Below are 20,821 nucleotides of genomic sequence, written 5' to 3' on the forward strand. Positions count from 1 at the left end.
ATGGAGCTATATGGTATTCACTTCTATATTTTTGTTTAAACGATTGTTTACTTCTGCAAAAACCAGGTTTTGTATATCAGGATAGGTTAAATCCTCAGGCAAGTCCTTAAAGAAACGAATTTCGGCAATCTCAGATTTCGGTAATTCTCCCAAATAAGTAATATTGGCAAAGAAGATTCTTCCATAATTGATTTCACCTTTCCAATCACATGAATAGTCTGCAATCAGTTTTAGGCTAAATTCTTTGGCTCCGGTTTCTTCGTACAGCTCTCTTCTGGCTGCCTGTAGTGCGGTTTCATTCGCTTCAATGTGACCTGCAGGCATTTCCCAGCTCTCACGCATTCTATGACGCACAAACACCCATGTGTTTTGGTATTTCGAACAAACGATAGAATACTTTAAATTTTCTTCCGGTATGCTTAAGGGATCTAAAAAATTAACGATTGGTTTTGTCATGTATGTATATTATTCAGAGGTTGATTTTCCTTTGTACATCTCACTAAATGGACCTTCAATGGGTTCCCAAAGTTCTACTTTATTTCCTTCCGGATCAAGAATCCAGCCAAATTTTCCATATTCGAATACTTGCATCTCACCAACAATCTCAACACCTTCTTCTTTCAACACTTTGAGCAATTCCTCAAGGTTCTCAACACGATAATTGAACATGAAATCTTTCTTCGAAGGCTGAAAATATTCAGTGTTCTCATCAAACGGTCCCCAAATGGTAAATCCACTCTCTTCAGGCTTACTGGTTTTCTGCCATTCAAATACGCCACCATATTCATCAGGGCATTGAATGCCCAAATGTTTGTTATACCATTCTCTTGTGCTTTTGGGATCTTTGGTTTTGAAAAAGATACCGCCTATTCCTGTTACGCGTTTTTGCATAGAGTAAAGATTTTCTAAGATTTCTGATTCTTTTAAAGATAAATAAAAAAGTCCTTTGAGTTTAAACCCAAAGGACTTTATCTTTTTGAAAGCTACAATTTTAATTGTCATTGTCATCTTGATCCATAACGGGATTGAATTCCCAAGTATCGTCAAAGTAATAACCAGAACCGGGAAGAGTACCTGTAGTGATAAAACCTCTATTATCCAGGCTAAACGCAACTGCATCTGTTCTTGAATTAATTTCCAATTCTAAAGGTGTTTTCTCTTCCCAATGATCCAGTATTGGATCGTATTCCCATACATCTCTTAATAATTTTCCGATGTGTCCGGTTGTAATGTAGCCTTTGTCATTGATTACAAATGAAACGGCTTGTGTACGCATAACATTTTCCCATCGATTATCTTTATGTAAATTTTTTTTTCTAGACCATCCGTTAAATGTATTTGTTATAGATGCAGGATCATACTCCCATACCTGACGCATATTATTTTCACCAGAAACAATGTATGCTTTGTTGTTAATTACAAAGGCAGTCGAATTTCTTGTCCTTTCTCCATCTTCATTATCAAAATTGACTTTGCTCCAAATTCCATTTTCGAATTTGTAGAAATCTTTAAGGTTGCATCTGTCATCATCTTCTATGAATCCATAGCCAGTTCCAACATAGCCAATGTCATTTATTGAAAAAGCAACAGCACCTTGTCTTGCTGAAGGGCCATTGGTCATGTCAATTGGATTTGGATTCCAGATTCCAGTTGTTGGATCAAATTCATAAAAATCGGCTAGTCGTTCATCATTGATATTTACACCTGATCCAACATAAGCTTTCCCATTGGCAATAAATGCAACAGCTTCTGTTCTGGCTTCTCCTGGGAATTCACTCATTATCTTTGTCCATCCGTCCTCTAAACTGTATTTGTAAAAAGATTTTAAGCACTTGTACTCAACAAACCAAGGAGAATCATTGGAATCACCTTCTTTGGTTCCAGTACAACCTGTTCCCACATAAGCGTAATCGCCAATAACAAAGCTCACGGCTCCACTACGTCTTTCTCCTTCAAAACTAGATGATTTGATCCAGTTGCCTTTAAGGCTTTCACTATCAGAACATGAAAATAAAGAAAAAGCTAAAATTAAAATTAGTAATATTCTTTCCGTCATAAACATTATTTAGTTAAGATTTGTTCGGTAAAGATAATTATTACTATGGAACAATTTACCTGTCAAGTGTGTCAAGTTTAGTATAACGAAATTGTAAAGTTAAGCTTGGATATTTTTAAGATTAAAGCTAGAATGTAAAGTTTGAAATCATTTATTGTAATTTATAATGCCATTAATCATTCCTTTAAATATAAAAACATGGAAAGGATAACTCAAATACCAATACAGTCTTCCAGCCAGGCCTTTGGGTCTAAAAATGGCTTTTTGCTGCAGGAGGTTTTGATTCATTGAGAACTCGAGCCATGCTTCTCCCGGTAATTTCATTTCAGCATAGAGCAGTAACCTTTTATTTTCCTTATCGGCCAATAATACTCTCCAAAAATCCAGCGAATCACCAATCTCTATCTCCGAAGGATGTCTTCGTCCACGGTTTAGGCCAACACCCCCAAATAGTTTATCCAAAAAGCCACGAAATTGCCATAGCCAATTTGCATAATACCAGCCACGATCTCCACCTAAAGCCCAAACATTTTCCAAAACCAATGGCTTGTTGTCCACAGGAAGAATTTTAGTATCGAAATAACAGCCAAAACTAGGAGGTTCTACATACTTAAAATTCTTGTTGGATAACCTTCCGCTACTTAAGGCATCTTTCCAGGATGAGATTACCATTTGCTGTTTTATTTTACCCATGGCTTTTTCAATCGCTTCTTTGTATGAGAGTGGATTGATGTCAAGCTTTTGGGCAAAATCATTAGGTCGGCAAACGACTTCAACTTTCATACTATTAACCAGGTTTACCGCTAGGTTATAGGATGTTGAAGTAATGAAAAATAGCCAGTAGGAAGAAAGGCGAGGTGTCATTATGGGTAAAGTGATTAGCTTCCTGTTGAGTTTACGAACCTGAGCATATTGCAGCAGCATTTCTTTATAACTTAGCACCTCGGTTCCGCCAATATCAAAGGTCTGGTTCAGGCAGTGTTTATTGTATATTACCTTGTGCAAATACTCAATTACATTACGAATGGCTATGGGTTGACATTTCGTTAATAGCCACTGCGGAGTTATCATGATGGGAAGTTTTTCTACCAGGTCGCGAATAATTTCAAATGATGCACTGCCAGATCCAACAATTATTCCGGCTCTTAAAATGGTCACATAACTGCGACTCTCTTTTAGGATTTCTTCAACTTCTTTTCTCGATTGTAAATGTTTGGATAGTTTCTCTTCATTGGCAATACCACTTAGGTAAATAATCTGTCGATTTTCCGTTTTCTTAAGGTAGTTTACAAAGTTTTGTGCACATTTTTTTTCGAGAACATCAAATCCTTCAGTACCATGAAGCATTGAATGAATCAGGTAGTAGCTTACTTGAATATCTTTTGGGATTTTCTCTAATGATTTTGGATGTAGAAGATCTACTTCCAAAATTCTAATGTTTGGGTGTAAGTATTCTTTATGCGTAAAACGTTGCTTGTTTCGAACACAGCAATATACAATATGACCTTGTTCCAAAAGAACAGGAAGTAATCGTTTACCTATATAACCATTGGCGCCGGTCAATAAAATCTTCATATGCCTACTGTTAGTTCTGTTTTGCTAATGCTTCTTTCTTAAGATCCTCTATAAAATCGGTTTTTATCCAATACAAATCAAGATTACCATTTTGAGGAGAAATAGCATTTTGCTTCATCACCTTAAGATTTGGTTTTTCCTGACGTATTTGCTTGTTATTAGAAAAGATAAAATATTTTCCATCAGGAGACAAGGAAGGTGACAATGCAAATGTGTTTTGGAAATTTACTTTATTCCCCATATTCATTAGTGAAGTCCAATTGTCATTTCCTAAATTAAAGCTGATATAGTAATCTGCTCGACCAATGCTATTCCCTTCAATCAAAGTACAAACAATAAGATAACTTTCATCAGGAGCAATCATCGAATTGTATTGCATATTGGTAGGATTTACTTCTTTGGGCAATCGCTCTGGTTTTTGGTATTTCCCATCAATTAATTTCGATCGATATATGACTTGTACATTTTTACTTTCTTCGTGAGTATAGTAAATGGTACCATCATTGGTTAATGTAGGGTAATATTGCCCTGAGTCAGTATTTATTGGTCCTTCTAATTCATATGGTTCCGACCACCCCTCAACTGTTTGATCCATTACCCAAATGTTTTGATAGAACCATCCATCTTTTGCTTCCTTTCCTTTGGGTGGTCTTGTTGACATGAAGAACAATTTCTTTCCATCACGAGTAATAAATGGTTCAAGATCTTTGTAATCCGGATTCCCCGAAAAGGAAGCAAATTCAGGCTCGGTCCAAACATCATTTACCATTTTTGAAGTGGCAATATAATAGTCGGCGCCGTTTCTGATGGTATAATATATTTCTTTTCCGTCGGGACTCATGGTAAAATCTCTCTCATGCAGATGGCTGGATACAAAGTTGGGTGCAAATAACCTGGCGGTGCTGTCAGGTTTTATTTCTCCCAAATATTTTCCTTTACGGATATTTTTAAGATCTGATTGTTTTTGTTGAGTGCATGAGCAAACAATTACAAGAAGTACTACTGTGTAAATTAATTTTTTCATTGAGTTTTAGGTTAAAGTTGGTAGATATCTAAAATACTAAAATATTATTCATTTGTATCTTAAAAAAGATGCTCTGATAATGTTGAAGTCATTAATTGGTTTTAGAGATCCATTATTTTAGATTAAATCTGAAAAAAATGATACAGCTTTTGTGTGAATTGTAGGATATGAATGCTCGTTTTGTTTATATTTGGAGCATATTTCCAAAAGCCAATTTACTATTTACATCTTCTGATTAATCTTGGAAGATAAACTTTACTTATTATGAGATTATTAGCCTTCTGTTTGGCAATGATTGGTCTTTTTGCGTGCAGTAATGAGCAGGCAGAGCCTCGGAAATTAACTAGCTATGTAAATACTTTCGTTGGTACCGATGGACCTGGTAATACTTACCCTGGAGCAGTAATGCCTTTTGGTATGGTACAGCTGAGTCCCGATAACGGTTTGCCGGGTTGGGACAGAATTGCAGGGTATTTTTGGCCTGATTCAACCATTGCAGGATTTAGTCATACACATTTATCGGGAACTGGAGCTGGGGATATGTATGATATTCTTTTGATGCCTTTAAATAGTCGTTTTACTGATAATTTAACACCAGAAGGAGATTACCGTCCATACTCTAAATTTTCTCATGAAAAGGAGGAAGCTTCACCGGGCTATTATAAAGTGGAATTATTGAGTTCTGGAATTACTGCTGAGCTTACCGCTACAAAACGTGTAGGTTTCCATAGATACAGTTTTCCTGAAGATTCGGATTCTAAAATCATACTAGATTTGGGATACAAATTGAATTGGGATAATCCGTACGATACTAAAATAATTATTGAAAATGATTCGACCATATCGGGGTACAGAAAATCAAATGGTTGGGCAAGAGATCAACATCTGTATTTTACGGCACAATTTTCAAAATCTTTTAAATCTGTAGAATTGTTCGAAGGAGATAATAAGTCAGCAAATATGATGGTTAACTCTCCTAAAACCAAATTGATTGCAAATTTTGAAACAGAAAAACCAGAAGAAATTTTGGTGAAAGTTGCCTTATCTTCTGCTTCAATTGAAGGAGCAAAAAAGAATATGGAGGCAGAGCTAACTCATTGGGATTTTGATGGTGTAGTAAAGCAAGCCGATCGGGATTGGGAGAACTTATTATCTCAAATTGAGATTGAAGCCAGCGAAGAGCAAAAGGAATTGTTTTATACCAATTTGTATCATTTATATCTTACTCCTAGTTTGCACTCAGATATTGATGGAATGCACAAAGGTGCAGATGGAAAATATCACAAAGCAGAGGGTTTTGATCGCTATGATACCTTTTCATTGTGGGATACATACAGAGCAGCACATCCATTATACACCATTCTATGTCCTGATAAAGTGGAAGATTTTATCAAATCTTTTCTAATTCATTACGATGAAACAGGTTTGTTGCCAGTGTGGTCAATGGCAGGAAACGAAACCAATATGATGATTGGATATCATGCGGTTCCGGTAATTGTTGATGCCTATTTTAAAGGCATTGAAATGGATGTTGAAAAAGCTTACAAAGCTTGTAAAGAGTCAGCAATGGAGAAAGGCCGACAGATTGATGAGTATATGCATTTGGGCTATGTTCCTACTGATGAGGAAGGAGAAAATTGGTCTGTTTCAAAGACATTGGAGTATGCTTATGATGATTGGTGTATTGCACAGTTTGCAAAAGCTTTAAACAAAGAAGCAGACTACAAATATTTCTTAAAACGAGGAGAAAATTGGAAAAACCTGTATGATCCAAAATCAACTTTTTTCCGACCTAAAGATCCTAAAGGGAACTTTGTTTCTCCATTCGTACCTAAGGAGTATACCAATTACTTTTGTGAGAGTAATGCCTGGCAGTATTTCTGGTATGTACCACAAGATGTGCCAGAGTTTATAAAAACAGTAGGCGAGGAAAAGTTTTCAGCCAAGCTTGATTCCATGTTTAGCTATTATCCTACAGCAGATGATAAACTGCCTATTTTCAGCACGGGAATGATTGGTCAATATGCCCATGGAAACGAACCTAGTCATCATGTTGCCTATTTGTACAATTATATCAATCAGGCAGAGAAAACACAGGAAATGGTTCGTAGAATTATCAATACCCAATACACTACTCAACCCGATGGATACTGTGGGAATGAGGATTGCGGACAGATGTCTGCATGGATGGTATTTTCATCTTTAGGAATATATCCGGTAAATCCGGCAAATGGAGTTTATGATATTACTTCACCTTGGGTTGACAAGGCTGTACTTCATTTGCCAAATGGAAAAAGTTTTGCCATTTCTACCGAAAATCAAGGAAAAGAAAACCACTACATCGAAAAGGTATTGCTAAATGGTGAAGAGTACAAGGAATTAACCATTACTCATCAGCAGATCATGCAAGGAGGAGAATTGCATTTTGTACTTAGCTCATCTAAATAAAATTATATAAGGCCGTGCAATTGTACAGCCTTTCTTTTAATGTATATCATGAAAAAAATAATCATAAGCACCATACTTTTTGCATTCTGCTATAGTTTGCATGCTCAAAAATTAATGACTTATAACCTCCGATACGATAATCCAAATGATGGGATTAACAAATGGGAACTTCGAAAAGAAAATATCATTAATCTAATTAATGGATATTCTCCTGATGTGTTTGGCACACAGGAAGGCCTGTGTCACCAGCTGGAGTTTTTAGATGAAAATTTACCAGACTATTCTTACCTTGGTATTGGAAGAGACGATGGGAAAAAGAAAGGTGAATATTGCGCTATTTTTTATAAACATTCGACTTATAAAATTATAAAAGAATCAACATTTTGGTTGTCAACAAGTCCGAAAAAAATATCGGTTGGCTGGGATGCTGTACTTGAAAGAATATGCACATATGTTTTATTTGAGGATAAAAAATCAGGAAAGCAATTTTGGGTGTTTAATGCTCACTTCGATCATATTGGAAAAAAAGCTCAATATAAAAGTGCTAAGTTAATTTTGAAGCAAATTCAAAAATTGAATCAAAATAATTTACCGGTTGTATTAATGGGTGATTTAAACCTAAAACCAGAGAGTGAAGCCATAAAGTATTTGGCAGAAAATATGATTGATTCTCACCTTACGGCAGAAAAAAAATCAAACCTTGGAACCTTTAACGCCTTCAAGCACAACGAAGCTGTGACAGATAGAATCGATTATATCTTTGTGGATAAATCAACCAAGATCCTCAATTACAAAATTATTGATCTTAAAGTAGAGGGTAGGTATCCTTCGGATCATTTGCCAGTAATGATTGAAATACAAAAATAAATTTGAAAGTTTCTGATTGTATCCTTTAGTCCAATTCACTCTTTTTCTTATCTTGAATCAATAATTAAGAGGGGGAGGATAATAATAAAAAGCCTATGCAATCAGAAACATTTCAAAACGAAGTTGAACTTCGGTACAAATTGTACAATAGTATCTTTCTAACGCTTCCGTTAGATGGAATTCATGGAACAGGTATTCTTATTCCCCTTATGAAGGATGAGTGTCGTAAGGGATTAGAAGAAGGAAAATCTCCTGTTGAGATTTTAGATCATTTTTTCGAAAAGCAAACCAACTTTAAGAGCGAAACGGAACAACTGGACTTCATGTTTCGGGTGATTAGCTACATTGAGCGCCAGGTAGTATTACTGGATGCATTGGAAGATGCAGCTTTCCTGGATTTACATGATGCTCGACGAGTTGGCAAAATAGAGTCTATTAAGAGTCGATTATCAAGTGATGAAAGAAAAGAGAAGATTGGAGAAGCGCTAAAAGATTTGGCAGTTCGTATTGTTTTAACAGCACATCCAACTCAGTTTTATCCAAGTACAGTATTGGCAATTATTAATGATTTAATTGATGCCATTCAGAAAAATGATCTATTACAGATTAAAATGTTGCTCACCCAATTGGGTAAAACACCTTTCTTTAAAAAGGAACGACCAACTCCTTATGATGAGGCAAAAAGTTTAAGTTGGTATCTCGAAAATATATTCTATCAATCAGCTTCGGAACTGTATGGCGATCTTATGAAAGAAGTGAGTAATCCGGAAGAGCAGGATGGGAATATACTTGCTTTTGGATTTTGGCCTGGGGGTGATCGTGATGGGAACCCATTTGTGAAGGTGGATACAACCATTGCTGTTGCTGACAGATTGAGAAGCATTCTGCTTGCAAATTATTACAAGGATATTAGAAAACTACGAAGAAGATTAAGTTTTAAAGGAGTTTATGAGAAAGTAGTAGCCTTGGAAGAGAGAATACTTCAGGCGGTTAATGGAGAAGATACTTCTTCCAGGATTCAGCAGGCAGAGATTCTACAATCTTTAGCAGTGATCGAAAAACAATTGATAGAGGAGCACGATGGTTTCTTCGTGGAACTATTGCATGAATTTAGGAATAAGGTTTTGTTATTTGGGACTCATTTTGCAGGAATAGATATCAGGCAGGATAGTAGAATTATAAAACAAGCATTTGATGTACTTTGCTCCACAGCTCCGGAATTGAAGGATCAAAATTATAGCTTGACATTTGAAGATCTAACAAAACTAAATACTCCGGTTTCTTTATTTCAGTCTGATGATGAAGTTGTAAAAGATACTTTAAGCCTTTTTGGAACGATTAAGGAAATTCAGAATAGAAATGGAGAGAAAGCTTGTAATCGAATAATTATCAGCAATTGTAGAGGGGAGGATGATGTAGCAAGAGTTTTTGCTATGGCTAGAATGTGTGCTTGGCAGAATGAAATTCCTTTGGATATTATTCCACTTTTTGAAACCATTGATGATTTAGAGAAAGCTGCACTTACCATGCGAAAGCTGTATGAGAATGAAGAGTATGCAGAGCATCTTGAATTCAGAGGCAAGAAGCAGACCATTATGTTGGGATTCTCTGATGGAACAAAAGATGGAGGATATTTTTCGGCCAACTGGAACATTTACAAGGCCAAGGAGAATATTACCAAACTGTCGCGCGAGATGGGAATTACAGTTGCATTTTTCGATGGTCGTGGAGGACCTCCTGCTCGTGGAGGTGGAAATACCCATAAGTTTTATTCATCATTAGGAAATACGATAGAGAATCGAGAGATCCAAGTGACCATACAGGGACAAACCATTAGTTCAAAATTTGGTACGCATGACTCTGCAAGATTTTACCAGGAAAGATTACTATCGGCTGCACTTGAAAACAGCTTGTTCGATGATCCTGAGAAATTACTTTCTGATACGGATCGTGTGATAATGGAAAAGCTTTCGGAGTATAGTTTGGCAGAATACCAGAGGTTCAAGTCTTCGGATAAATTTGTGCCGTACCTGGAAAAAATGAGTGCGCTTAATTATTACGGAAAGGCAAATATTGGAAGTCGACCTGGCAAAAGAAAGCAATCGGAGAAGTTGAATTTCGAAGACCTGAGAGCGATTCCATTTGTTGGAGCCTGGAGCCAGATGAAGCAAAATGTACCAGGATTTTTTGGTGTAGGTTCATCTTTAAAGAAACTTGAAGAAGAAGGCTTGTTTGAAGATGCCAGGAAGTTGTACCAATCATCGCTATTTTTTAAAACTTTGGTGGCAAATAGTATGCAATCCATATGTAAGTCGTACTTTAATTTAACCGAGTACATGAAGAATGACGAAGAGTTCGGCGAATTTTGGTGTTGGATTCATGATGAATATCAATTAAGCATAGAAATGTTACTGAAGGTATCTGATCAGGATGAGTTGATGCAAACCGCTTTATTCTTAAAAGATTCGATTAATCTTAGAGAAGAAATGGTATTGCCATTGATTACAATTCAACAGTATGCTCTTATAAAAATTCGAGAATTAGAGAAAAAAAATGTAACAAACGCTACAAAATACAGTATATTGCAAAAGTTGGTCATCAGATCTCTTTATGGTAACATAAATGCAAGTCGAAATTCTGCTTAAAAAATTGTTTAAGAAAAAATGAACAGTTGGCAATTTTAAGACATGTTGATCGTTTAATTGTAATCAGAGCTTAAATTAATAATAGAAACCCAATTAAAATGCACAAATCAATTCTTACGTACTGTTTACTGTTTTTATTTTCGTTAACATTATCGGCACAGGAAACTGAACCGACTAAAGCGGAAGCGAAGCCATCATTGGATCATGGTACCATAAGTAGCCAATTCCAATATTTGACAAAAAAATCGAGTAATTGGCAAGGTCATGAAGTGATTAAGGTTGAGATGTTGAATAAATATCAGTCAAATGTTCAAGATTCTTTAAACCAGTTAAAATCAATTCTTAAAAAATCTGAAGCGAAAGTCGGTAATCAAGGAGGTGAAATCGATAATCTTAATACAGAAATTCAGAATTTAAAAAAGCAGTTGGATGAAACCATACGTATGAAGGATAGTATGAAGTTTTTGGGCATGGAGTTGCCTAAATCTACTTACAATACTTTAATGTGGGTACTTATTTTAGGTTCTCTGGTAGTTGCTGGTGTTTGCTTTATGATGTTTAAACGTAGCAATGTTGTGACTGTTGAAACCAAGCAAACTTTGGAAGAGGTTAGAGAAGAATTTGATACTCACAGAAAAAACGCCTTGGTAAGAGAGCAAAAGTTAGCTCGTCGTCTTCAGGATGAGGTAATAAAAAATAAAAATTTAGGATTGTAAATACACTCCTTAAAAAATAGAAAAAACGAGGCTGTACACCATTTGGTGCAGCCTCGTTTTTTTTAAAGTGTTTTGTGATATGCCTGACTTTATAAAGCGTTATTCACAAGTTTCTTGGCGCAATAAAAACCTCCAATTACAGATAAAGTAATTAGACTTAATGCAAACTTGCAGTAAAAACCGCAGTAAAAGCCTTCTTGAGCTCCACATTTAAATGCAGAACATCCTACAGCTATTAAAATCAGGTAATCTATAAAAAGAATACAAGCTAACAGAGATGTTGTAAATAACAATTTTTTCATTTTTCTAATTATTAGATTTCTGAATCAAAATGAATAGTTCCCAATACAAAGTTACGATAGGCTGTTATGCATATATTCAATAAGGAATGTGATTGTTTTATCTTATCTTTGTGATATATATCACATTACCATTTAGCATGTTTTATCAGCCAGATTATAAGATCTTTTCTAATTGTCAAACCTGTGACGATCGCTCGTGTGCTTCACAAACTTTATCAGTATCTGAGTTGGAATTGCTAAGCAAAAATTGTAACGAAGCTAAGTTTGAACAAGGAGAAACTATTCTGGCTGAAGGTTCAAGAACTTCTCATATTATTTATTTAAGAGAAGGTTTGGTAAAAGAATATGGAAAGAGCGGATTGCAGGAAGAGTATATTTTACAGGTTGTTAAGCCACATTCTTATTTGGGGTTACATTCTATTTATAGCGACACCAACAATCATTATTCTTATGCAGCATTAACTCCAGTGCGTGTTTGTTATATTGATTTGAATGTATTTTCTCAATTTATAAAAGAGAATGGGCGTTTTGGATATGAAATACTTTCTTCGGTATGTAATGATAGTTTGAACAATTACCATCGATTTATAGATCAGCACCAGAAGAAAATTAACGGAAAACTAGCAGATGCAATACTCTATTTTGCGATCGTTATTTTTGGAAAAAATAAATTCGATTTGCCATTAAGCCGTAAAGAACTTGCATACTTAATTGGCACAAGTAGAGAAAGTGTTTCCAAGCAAATAAGTGTGTTTGTAAAAGATAAAATCATATCAGTTGATGATAGAAATATAAAAATTCTTGATATGAACCGTTTGCAGAATATTAGTAAGGTGGGATAGAATACTACATTTTTTAAGGCAATAAATACCAACATCTAGGTATTTACATCCTCAATAATAAATCCCAATTTTGAACTATTCTAAATAAATCAGAAAGATTTTACAAGTATAGTTCGTATTATGAGTTTATTGCAGAAGAATTGGTCGTGGTTGATTGTGTGTGTGTTAGCATTATTTCCTTTAATTGAGATTTTTTCATTGGTTAGTTTTAACTTAGAATACCCTGAATTTGACTTTATTCTTTTTGATGATATTGAATTATCGGAACAAGTTGCCCTAAAAACAGGAAGAGACATTATTCCTGGAATTGAGATAGCAATTGAACAAACTGGTCAATGGGCTATACGATGGCTAATAGCTGTTTTAATGATTACACCATTTAAGATTGTATTTGGCACAAAAAGTAATCTATTTGTACGACAAGCAATGGGAATATCATGTGGTGTTTATGTATTTTTGCATGCTTTCTTCTTTATGTATCACGAAGGGTTCTTTTCGATTTTTTCGGATTTACCTTTAATCTTTTCTGGAATTTCTGCGATAATAATATTGGCACTAACAATTACTTCAAATCGTCGATCAATGAAGTTTTTGAAGAGACATTGGAAAACATTACACCGATTGGTTTATTTTGCTGCTATTTTGACTATAGCCCATGTTGTTCTTCTAAATAAAGATTGGGAATTGTATTCAAGCTTGTTCTGTATAGGCTTAATTGTTAGATTTGGTCCAGTGCGTCAATTTTTTCAAACACAAAACCTAAAAGTTGTATTGTTGAATCAATTTAAGGCAGCTGGTTTTCTTACCAAGATTCGTCGCCTGTCATAGGTAATCACGCCATCTCGTTCTAATTCATTTAGCGTTGTTGTTACTGTTTGACGAGTTGTGGCAGCCAAGTTAGCTATGTCTTGATGAGTTAGGTTTAAGCGAATTTCTCTTTCATCACCAATTTTAATTCCATGCTCTTCAATCAAATCGAGTAATAAGCATTTTACTCTTTCGGGAGCCGATTTAAACCACATTCGCTCCAATCTGCTTCGAACTTTCTTTAGCCTGAAACCAATTAGCTTGGTAACCTTTAAACTAAGGCGAGGATGCGTTGCCAGGAAATGCTCAAAATCTTGAATATTCACATAGCAAATTTCAGCATATTCTGTTGTTGCTGCAATTTGTTCTCGTTTGCTCTGCCCTGTAATTGCCAATTCTCCAAATATTTCACCAGGACCAAGAATGGCATAAATTAACTCTTTTCCATCATCCGAAAAAGACGAAATTTTAACCTTCCCTTTTTTAAGAAAGTATACTGAGTTTGCTTCATCATTTGGTAGATAAATGGTTTGGTTTTTTGTAGCCTCTAGCATTTTCACTTTTTTTCTTAAATCCATTTTTTCAAGAATAGATAATGATCCTAAAAAATTGAAGTTTTCGAAATACCATAGGATTCTGTCCTGCATAACTGGTTGATTTGTTGGATTAATAGGTGTAATCAAGATACGAAATTTATCTAAAATGAATTAAAATAAGGCTTGCTAATTATTTGTTAATTATAAGTTAGTGAAGATGAATTAGGAATCATATTGTTTTGAGTGGTTCATATTCTTCAAAAATTACTATTTTCAAGTTTTGCTAAGTATTTCTGCATGAATAAAACCGTAATTGTAATCATACTATCGATGTTTGTTCTTTCTTGCTCGAGTAGAAAGAATAAAAATAGTGTAGTCACCTTATTTGCAGCTTCCAGTGTGACAAATGTTGCTCAAGAAATTGCTGAAAGCTTTGAAAGGGAAACAGGTATTAAGGTCAAACTCAATATTGCATCGTCAGGAATACTGGCCAGACAGATTGAAAGTGGAGCTGATTTTGATTACTACATCTCTGCCAATAAGAAATGGATGGATTACATAGACAGTTTAAACATGGTTGAAGAGAGCACAATAAAGAATTTGGCCACGAACCGATTGGTTGCTATTGTTCCTTTAGGAAAGGATAAAAAGCCAAATACAGATGAGATTGAAAACAATTTTTCGAATTTATTTACTGGTCGTTTATCTATTGGTGATCCGAAGCATGTTCCAGCAGGTAAATATGCTATGCAGGCCATTAAGTTTTATGGATGGAAAGAAGATCTTGTTGATAGATATTTGCCAGCAAAGAATGTTAGAGATGCATTGTTGATGGTTGAAATGGGTGAAGCCGAAATGGGTATCGTTTATGAAACAGATGCAATGAAATCTGAAAAGGTCAATATTGTTTATCGATTCCCTCTTATTGTATGTGAATCCATTGCATATGTGGGAGCAGCAAAAAAGGAAAGGTCTGAAAGTTTAAATTCATTTTTGTTGTACCTTCAATCGGAAGAGGTGAAAAGTATATGGAGAACAAACGGTTTCAATCTGGAAGAGTATGAATGAATTGCTAAACTTTAGTGAAGATGAATTGCTGGCAATCGGACTTTCGTTTCGTGTTGCCTTTTGGTGTGCTATTTTCATTCTTCCTCCATCGGTTTTCTTGGCTTGGTGGTTGGCTCGCAAACAATTCAGAGGAAAATCAATTGTAGAAGGTTTTTTGAATTTGCCTTTGGTTCTGCCGCCTGTTGCTACCGGATTTATCCTTTTGCTGTTGCTGGGAACAAACGGATTAATTGGCAAGTATTTGGATGAATGGTTTGGAATAAAGTTGGCATTTAGTTTTTATGCAGCTGTAATTGCTTCAATGGTAGTTTCGTTTCCTTTGGCAATTCGAGCCATTCGCCTGTCAATCGAAATGGTGGATCCAGGTTACGAGGAAGCAGCAAAAACCCTTGGAGCAAATTCATTACAGACTTTTATTCGTGTTACTTTACCATTGGCCCTTCCTGGAATTATAAGTGGTTTTGTATTGGCTTTTGCCAGATCATTAGGAGAGTTTGGTGCCACCATAATTTTTGCTGGAAATATATCTGGTGAAACCCAAACCATACCCTTGGCACTTTTTAATGAAATTCAGGTTCCTGGACATGAAACAGCAGCTTTTCGATTACTTTTGGTAGCTGTGGTATTTTCATTTGCAGCCATGTCTTTTTCCGAGATTTTGGTAAAAAAACTTCATCATCGTAAATAATTAATCAAGATATATCACTTAATATGCATGCATTATCGGCCAGATTAAAAGTTCAAAAAGGAAATTTTTCTCTTGATGTAGAGGTTAATTTTTTGAAGGAAATTACTGGGATTTTTGGTCCTTCAGGATCGGGAAAAACAACTTTAATGCATTTGATTTCAGGCCTGGAAAAACCAGATGAAGGGCATATCGAGATTGATGATAGCTTGATATTGGATACCTCTAAAAATTGGAATTTAAAATCCCGTAAAAGAAAGATTGGATACGTATTTCAGGAAGGAAGATTGTTTCCTCACATGACAGTGCAAAAGAATCTCTTGTTTGGAAGTATTTATGCCGATAAAGATCAACAAAACATTCATTTTGATGAGGTAGTGGATCTATTGGAAATACGTGGATTATTGGAGAAAAGACCAAAGAGTTTATCGGGAGGTGAAAAGCAACGCGTAGCCATTGGAAGAGCTTTGTTAAGCGCTCCCAAATTACTCCTTATGGATGAGCCATTCTCTTCTTTGGATGTTGCCTTAAGAAGACAAATTATTCCCTACCTGATCCGTATCAATAAAAAACTTGGTATTCCAATGCTGGTAGTGAGTCATGATTTGCCTGATTTGCTTAGTTTGACACAGGAGTTGTTTTTACTACGAAATGGCAGGGTAGAAGGGCATGGCAATTATTTTGATTTGATACAGTCTGAAAAATCGCTGGAAATCATGCGCGGTGCTGGTTTAATGAATGTAATTCCTTTTAAAGTGGAATTGCATGATGTGGAGAATGGATTAACGCATTTAATTAATCGTGATGCCAGTCATGAAATTCATGTAGAACGCGAATTAATTAACGATTGCTGCAAAGTGGGAGATGAGTTGAATGTCTCTTTACGTCCAGAAGATATAGCGATTACTTTGAATGAAATAAGCGATATTTCTATTCGCAACCAATTGAAAGGAAATATTACTAAAATCATCAAAAAGGAAAACAGAACCTATTGTCTTGTAGATGTTGGATTTCTTTTAATTGTGTCCATTACACAGGCTTCTCAACAAAAAATGAATCTGGCTGTCGGAACCGAGGTGTATTGTTTGTTTAAATCTATGGCCTTACAAATTAACATTTAAATGTATAATTGTAGAGACGCAAGGTCTTGCGTCTCTAACGGTATAATTCTATTGGTGTTTTTTGCACAACGGACGCAACATTCCCTCCAGTCCATTCAATTTAATTTCGTACATAGATGCTAGCATTTCGCCTAATTTTCCAGGAGGAAATCCTTTCTCACGAAACCAAACCAAATAAGGCTCTGGTAAGTCAATAAGGTATCGACCTTTGTATTTGCCAAAAGGCATTCGCATTTGAATCAATTTGATCAATTCTTCGTTTAGTTCTGTTTTATTGATTTCGTCAGTCATTTATACTATCGTTAGTACTGTAGAGACGCATGGCCATATGTCTTTACAAAGTGTGATTAATCGTTATATTCGGCAAAGCCACCGCCAATAAGTTTGTTGCCAATGTAAAAAGCTACTGGTTGACCAGGCGCCATTGCCCAAGCTGGGTTTTCCAAATCCACCAATAGTTCATTATCGTCCAAAATTGTAATCTTTGAATAGCCATCAGGATTTAAACCAAGACCTCTTACCACTGTTGTAATATTGTTTTGCTTGATATCCTCAATGTTATGGAAATAGTAGCCAGAGATTCTAAGCTGTAGCTTATTTAAATCGGCTTTTTTCTCCAGAATTAGGGTGTTGTTCTTGGCATCAATTCGACTGACCATTAAACCCGTTTTTTCTTCTAGCTCAATACCACGCTTTTGGCCTACGGTGTAGTAAGGATAACCATCGTGTGTTCCCAACACTTCACCATTTACATTCACAGCCTTACCTTGTCCAATTTTTTCATTCAAATCCGGGATCATTTCCTGAAGAAAATCACGGTAATCTTTTCGATCCATAAAGCAAACACCCATGCTTTCCTTTTTCTTGGCAACTTCTTCGAATCCGTAAGATTTTGCAATTTCCCGAACTTCAGGTTTTGTGTATTTTCCAAGAGGAGTTAGTGTTCTGGAAAGAATGTTTTGTTGAAGATTCCAAAGAAAGTAGGATTGATCTTTGGCAGGATCTTTCCCTTTATTGATGTAGAACAATCCGTTCTCATCCTCAATGGTAATGTAATGACCTGTTGCAATGTGATCACAATTCAGTTCATCGGCTTTTTCGAGCAATAATTTCCATTTCAAATTAGGATTGCATTGGATACACGGACTAGGTGTACGACCAGCCAAGTATTCATCTAAAAAGAATTGGATGATTATATCCCTAAACTCTTTTCGCGCATCGATAACATGATGTTCTAAGCCAAGTTTATTTGCAAGTTTTTGAGCATCCAAAATAAAATCAGGATAATTATCATTTTCATCATAAGAATGATTGTTGGTATAAAACCAAAGCGATACACCAATTACTTCATATCCCTGATCTTGTAACATCATTGCAGTAACCGAAGAGTCGGTTCCACCACTCATTCCCAAAATCACTCTTCCTCTTGCCTTATCTGCATCACTCATATCGTGAATGTAATTATGTTTTTAAAATTTGGCCTGTAACTTTTTAAAATACTTGTTCGTCTTGTCTTTAATATTACATAAAATATTCGGCCTAAGTTTTGCCAAATATGAGAAAAAGATAAGAAATAGACAATGTGTAAGGGTTACAATCCTTAAAATTCATTAACTCAATAGAATTGAAATGAAAAACAAGATTTTACCAATAGTTTTCCTCCTGTTATTACAAAATGTCTACGCCCAAAACTGTAAAATCACAGGAAAAATAATTGATGAACAGAATTCAACTCCACTTCCATATGCCAATGCCATTTTAACTTCTTTAAGTGATTCTACCATTTTATTGGGAGCAATTTCGAATGATGATGGAGTTTTTGAGATTGAAAAAATAAAGAAGGGTAAATATAACTTGATGTTAAGTTTTATTGGCTATCAATCAGTGGAATTTAAGGATGTTAATGTATTTAAGGGAACACGAAACTTTGGAGATGTGAAACTAAAGGTATTAAGTGAAAATTTAAATGAGATAAGCGTAAAAGCAGTTAGGTCTCCCGTGAGTTATAAGGTTGATCGTAAAGTGATTAATGCTTCCAGTTTTCCTGAAGCAAGTATGGCTTTAGATCTTTTGGAGAATGTTCCATCATTGGAAGTTAGCTTTGGAGGAGAGTTGACCTATAGAGGAGATGGAACCTTTAAAGTGTTTATTAACGGACATCCTGTGAGAAATGGGGTAGAGAAAATGCAACAACTGGATGCATCGAAAATTGATAAAATTGAGGTAATTACAAATCCATCTGCAAAGTATGATGCTGAAGGAACTGCTGGTATTATTCAAATTATCTTGAAAAAGAACCGCTTGGAGGGATATGCAATTACTTCAAGTGCTCAGTTTTCTACCAATGGAACCAGACGTTTTTCTTTATCAATCGATAAGCAATCGGAAAAAGGGGGATGGTATATTAATGGTAATGACAGTAAAAATTATTGGAGTGATGTTGAGATTAATGGCAGTAAGATCAATAATTATGCGAACCAACAATTCCTTGTAGATTACCAATTGGATCGAAAACAATCAGGAACCAATGGATATGTAGAGTTTGGTTTCAATTATGATCTTACGGATAAAGACTGTATCGATTTTAATATCAATGTAAACCCAATACTATTGGGTAATGATCATGAAGCAAGCGGACATTTTGAGGAGCGAACCATACAGGATGGAAATGTATTAAAATATGAAGGTTACGATTTGAAGAACAGAAACAAAAGTGAATATCAATACCTTGGAGCAACATTTGAATATGAACACAGTTTCACAAAAGATAAAGATCATTTGTTATCTTTTTATGCCGATTATTCTACCTACTTACATCAATACATTGGGGAAGCGATTGATACAAAAACATACGCCGATAGAGTTGAAAGAATAGGCTCAAGAGATACGGAAAGCAACGAAACTTTTGTAAGCCTGAAACTGACTTACGCCAATAAACTAAGTGAAAACTCTTCCTTTGAAATAGGCGGACAGGTAGATACCGACCACATTCCTAAAATGACGGTTATAAATGGTACATACGATTCCAATGATGTGTTTACTCCTATCCCAAATGATCCGATAGATCAGGAGGTGGTGTATAAGAGAGATATTTATGCTGGATTCGTAACACTTAAGAGTAAAATTGGCAAGTTTGAATATAAATTGGGAGCTCGAGTGGAATGGACCGACCGACAATCGGATTATGAATATACCAATCAACAAGGGGAAAGAATCAAACAACCATCTAGCAAAGATTTTTGGGATTTTTTTCCAAGTGCTCATTTCTTATATAATTTTACCGACAAGCATCAAATTGGAGCCAGTTATTCGCGTCGAATCAGGAGACCTAACTACTGGCCTTTATCTCCTTTTAGGACTTACGAAGATAGTTACTCCTATGTGGAAGGAAATGCAAATTTAAAGCCTTCTTATTCCAATTCGTATGAAGTGAATTATAAAAAATCTTGGAACAAAGATTTTATTGGACTAGAACTATTTGTGCATGAATCCTCTGATGTGATACAGGATTATTATCGATTAGAATCAGAAACTGTGAGTGTTTCTTCACAAGATAATATTGGTAGTTCCTTGAGTGTAGGTTGTGAATTTATGGGAGGTATAGATCTGTTTTCCTGGTGGAATATAAACCTATCCACAAATATGTATCATTACCGATTGAATGTTGACTATGAAAATCAAGATTCAAGTGAGGAGCAATTCAAAGTTGATTCGAGGTTGAATAATATTATTAGCCTACCGAAGAATTTTACCTTTAAGTGGGATGTGAAATACAAGAGTCCTCACATTTCAGCACAATCGAAACGTGAAGCTTATATTTTTTCAAACATGGCCTTAAAGAAATCCATTAAGGATGATCAGTGGCAGATTTTGCTATCAGTAAACAATGTATTTAATAGTATTAAATACAAGAGCACCACCAAGGGCGATAATTTTATTTTCGAGAATCATTATCGAAATAAACCATCGGTAATGTTAAAGTTGACTTATAATTTTGACAACCAAAAATAGCGATCTGTTTTTTTATTCGCTGTATTTGAACAATTACAGGATACTTAATGCAGACAGTATGAGATTTGCGACTTGAGTTGGTAAAAATCAAATGAACAATTTTAGGTAATTCATGTTT

19 protein-coding genes are annotated in these 20,821 nt (G+C 35.3%); 10 read left to right on the forward strand and 9 right to left on the reverse strand.

The genetic code is table 11. The features are described 5' to 3' along the window. Positions 1-6: 6 nt before the first annotated feature. The 5 genes from BXY64_RS09275 to BXY64_RS09295 form a co-directional block, all read right to left on the reverse strand. Positions 7-456 carry an NUDIX hydrolase gene (locus tag BXY64_RS09275; protein ID WP_120239594.1) on the reverse strand — a complete coding sequence of 150 codons (450 nt, stop codon included), beginning with the start codon at positions 454-456 and terminating at the stop codon, positions 7-9. A 9-nt stretch (positions 457-465) separates the two neighbouring features. Beyond that, entirely contained in the window at positions 466-891 is a 426-nt protein-coding gene (locus BXY64_RS09280) for a VOC family protein (protein WP_120239809.1), read from the reverse strand. A gap of 100 nt (positions 892-991) precedes the next feature. Next, a complete protein-coding gene (locus BXY64_RS09285) occupies positions 992-2,056 on the reverse strand; it encodes a Kelch repeat-containing protein (RefSeq protein WP_120239595.1) in 1,065 nt (354 codons plus the stop codon). A 147-nt stretch (positions 2,057-2,203) separates the two neighbouring features. Beyond that, positions 2,204-3,631 (reverse strand): SDR family oxidoreductase, encoded by a 1,428-nt coding sequence (locus BXY64_RS09290; RefSeq protein ID WP_120239596.1) that lies wholly within the window; start codon positions 3,629-3,631, stop codon positions 2,204-2,206. Positions 3,632-3,641: 10 nt separating this feature from the next. Continuing rightward, positions 3,642-4,655 (reverse strand): TolB-like translocation protein, encoded by a 1,014-nt coding sequence (locus BXY64_RS09295; RefSeq protein ID WP_120239597.1) that lies wholly within the window; start codon positions 4,653-4,655, stop codon positions 3,642-3,644. A 264-nt stretch (positions 4,656-4,919) separates the two neighbouring features. Between BXY64_RS09295 and BXY64_RS09300 the strand changes: the two genes are divergently transcribed. The 4 genes from BXY64_RS09300 (at position 4,920) to BXY64_RS09315 (ending at position 11,331) form a co-directional block, all read left to right on the forward strand. Continuing rightward, positions 4,920-7,103: a GH92 family glycosyl hydrolase gene (locus BXY64_RS09300; protein WP_120239598.1), complete on the forward strand. Its 2,184-nt coding sequence runs from the start codon at positions 4,920-4,922 to the stop codon at positions 7,101-7,103. Between the two features lie 48 nt (positions 7,104-7,151). Beyond that, positions 7,152-7,970: an endonuclease/exonuclease/phosphatase family protein gene (locus BXY64_RS09305; RefSeq protein ID WP_120239599.1), complete on the forward strand. Its 819-nt coding sequence runs from the start codon at positions 7,152-7,154 to the stop codon at positions 7,968-7,970. A gap of 95 nt (positions 7,971-8,065) precedes the next feature. After that, positions 8,066-10,615 (forward strand): phosphoenolpyruvate carboxylase, encoded by a 2,550-nt coding sequence (locus BXY64_RS09310; protein WP_120239600.1) that lies wholly within the window; start codon positions 8,066-8,068, stop codon positions 10,613-10,615. Between the two features lie 98 nt (positions 10,616-10,713). Next, entirely contained in the window at positions 10,714-11,331 is a 618-nt protein-coding gene (locus BXY64_RS09315; RefSeq protein WP_120239601.1) for a hypothetical protein, read from the forward strand. 89 nt (positions 11,332-11,420) lie between these two features. Here the strand turns inward: BXY64_RS09315 and BXY64_RS09320 are convergent, their stop codons facing one another. Further along, positions 11,421-11,633 (reverse strand): hypothetical protein, encoded by a 213-nt coding sequence (locus tag BXY64_RS09320; RefSeq protein WP_120239602.1) that lies wholly within the window; start codon positions 11,631-11,633, stop codon positions 11,421-11,423. Between the two features lie 110 nt (positions 11,634-11,743). Between BXY64_RS09320 and BXY64_RS09325 the strand changes: the two genes are divergently transcribed. Together BXY64_RS09325 and BXY64_RS09330 are read left to right on the forward strand one after the other, a co-directional pair. After that, the gene (locus BXY64_RS09325; protein ID WP_147375959.1) at positions 11,744-12,475 is read left to right on the forward strand and encodes a Crp/Fnr family transcriptional regulator; all 732 of its coding nucleotides are present in this window, start codon (positions 11,744-11,746) and stop codon (positions 12,473-12,475) included. Positions 12,476-12,595: 120 nt separating this feature from the next. Beyond that, positions 12,596-13,303, forward strand: coding sequence for a ferric reductase-like transmembrane domain-containing protein (locus tag BXY64_RS09330; RefSeq protein ID WP_120239604.1), 708 nt, complete (start codon positions 12,596-12,598; stop codon positions 13,301-13,303). On the opposite strand, the gene BXY64_RS09335 is transcribed toward BXY64_RS09330, so the two are convergent. After that, a complete protein-coding gene (locus tag BXY64_RS09335) occupies positions 13,255-13,929 on the reverse strand; it encodes a Crp/Fnr family transcriptional regulator (protein ID WP_120239605.1) in 675 nt (224 codons plus the stop codon). The two genes, BXY64_RS09330 and BXY64_RS09335, sit on opposite strands and share 49 nt — an antisense overlap. 186 nt (positions 13,930-14,115) lie before the next feature. Here BXY64_RS09335 and modA point away from each other — a divergent pair, with 186 nt between their 5' ends. Genes modA through modC form a run of 3 tightly spaced genes read left to right on the forward strand, consistent with a single transcriptional unit; the run spans position 14,116 to position 16,692 of the window. Then, a complete protein-coding gene (modA, locus tag BXY64_RS09340) occupies positions 14,116-14,886 on the forward strand; it encodes a molybdate ABC transporter substrate-binding protein (RefSeq protein ID WP_120239606.1) in 771 nt (256 codons plus the stop codon). Next, positions 14,879-15,574: a molybdate ABC transporter permease subunit gene (gene modB / locus BXY64_RS09345; RefSeq protein ID WP_120239607.1), complete on the forward strand. Its 696-nt coding sequence runs from the start codon at positions 14,879-14,881 to the stop codon at positions 15,572-15,574. The genes modA and modB overlap by 8 nt, the downstream gene beginning before the upstream one ends. A 23-nt stretch (positions 15,575-15,597) precedes the next feature. Beyond that, positions 15,598-16,692: a molybdenum ABC transporter ATP-binding protein gene (modC, locus tag BXY64_RS09350; protein ID WP_120239608.1), complete on the forward strand. Its 1,095-nt coding sequence runs from the start codon at positions 15,598-15,600 to the stop codon at positions 16,690-16,692. Between the two features lie 48 nt (positions 16,693-16,740). Here modC and BXY64_RS09355 read toward each other — a convergent pair whose 3' ends face one another. After that, positions 16,741-16,983 (reverse strand): DUF3820 family protein, encoded by a 243-nt coding sequence (locus BXY64_RS09355; RefSeq protein ID WP_120239609.1) that lies wholly within the window; start codon positions 16,981-16,983, stop codon positions 16,741-16,743. 56 nt (positions 16,984-17,039) lie between these two features. Continuing rightward, positions 17,040-18,140 (reverse strand): tRNA 2-thiouridine(34) synthase MnmA, encoded by a 1,101-nt coding sequence (gene mnmA / locus BXY64_RS09360; protein ID WP_120239610.1) that lies wholly within the window; start codon positions 18,138-18,140, stop codon positions 17,040-17,042. A gap of 181 nt (positions 18,141-18,321) precedes the next feature. Here mnmA and BXY64_RS09365 point away from each other — a divergent pair, with 181 nt between their 5' ends. Beyond that, positions 18,322-20,703: a TonB-dependent receptor domain-containing protein gene (locus BXY64_RS09365; protein WP_120239611.1), complete on the forward strand. Its 2,382-nt coding sequence runs from the start codon at positions 18,322-18,324 to the stop codon at positions 20,701-20,703. Positions 20,704-20,821 lie beyond the last annotated feature (118 nt).

The organism is Marinifilum flexuosum (assembly GCF_003610555.1).
Classification (GTDB): Bacteria; Bacteroidota; Bacteroidia; order Bacteroidales; family Marinifilaceae; genus Marinifilum; species Marinifilum flexuosum.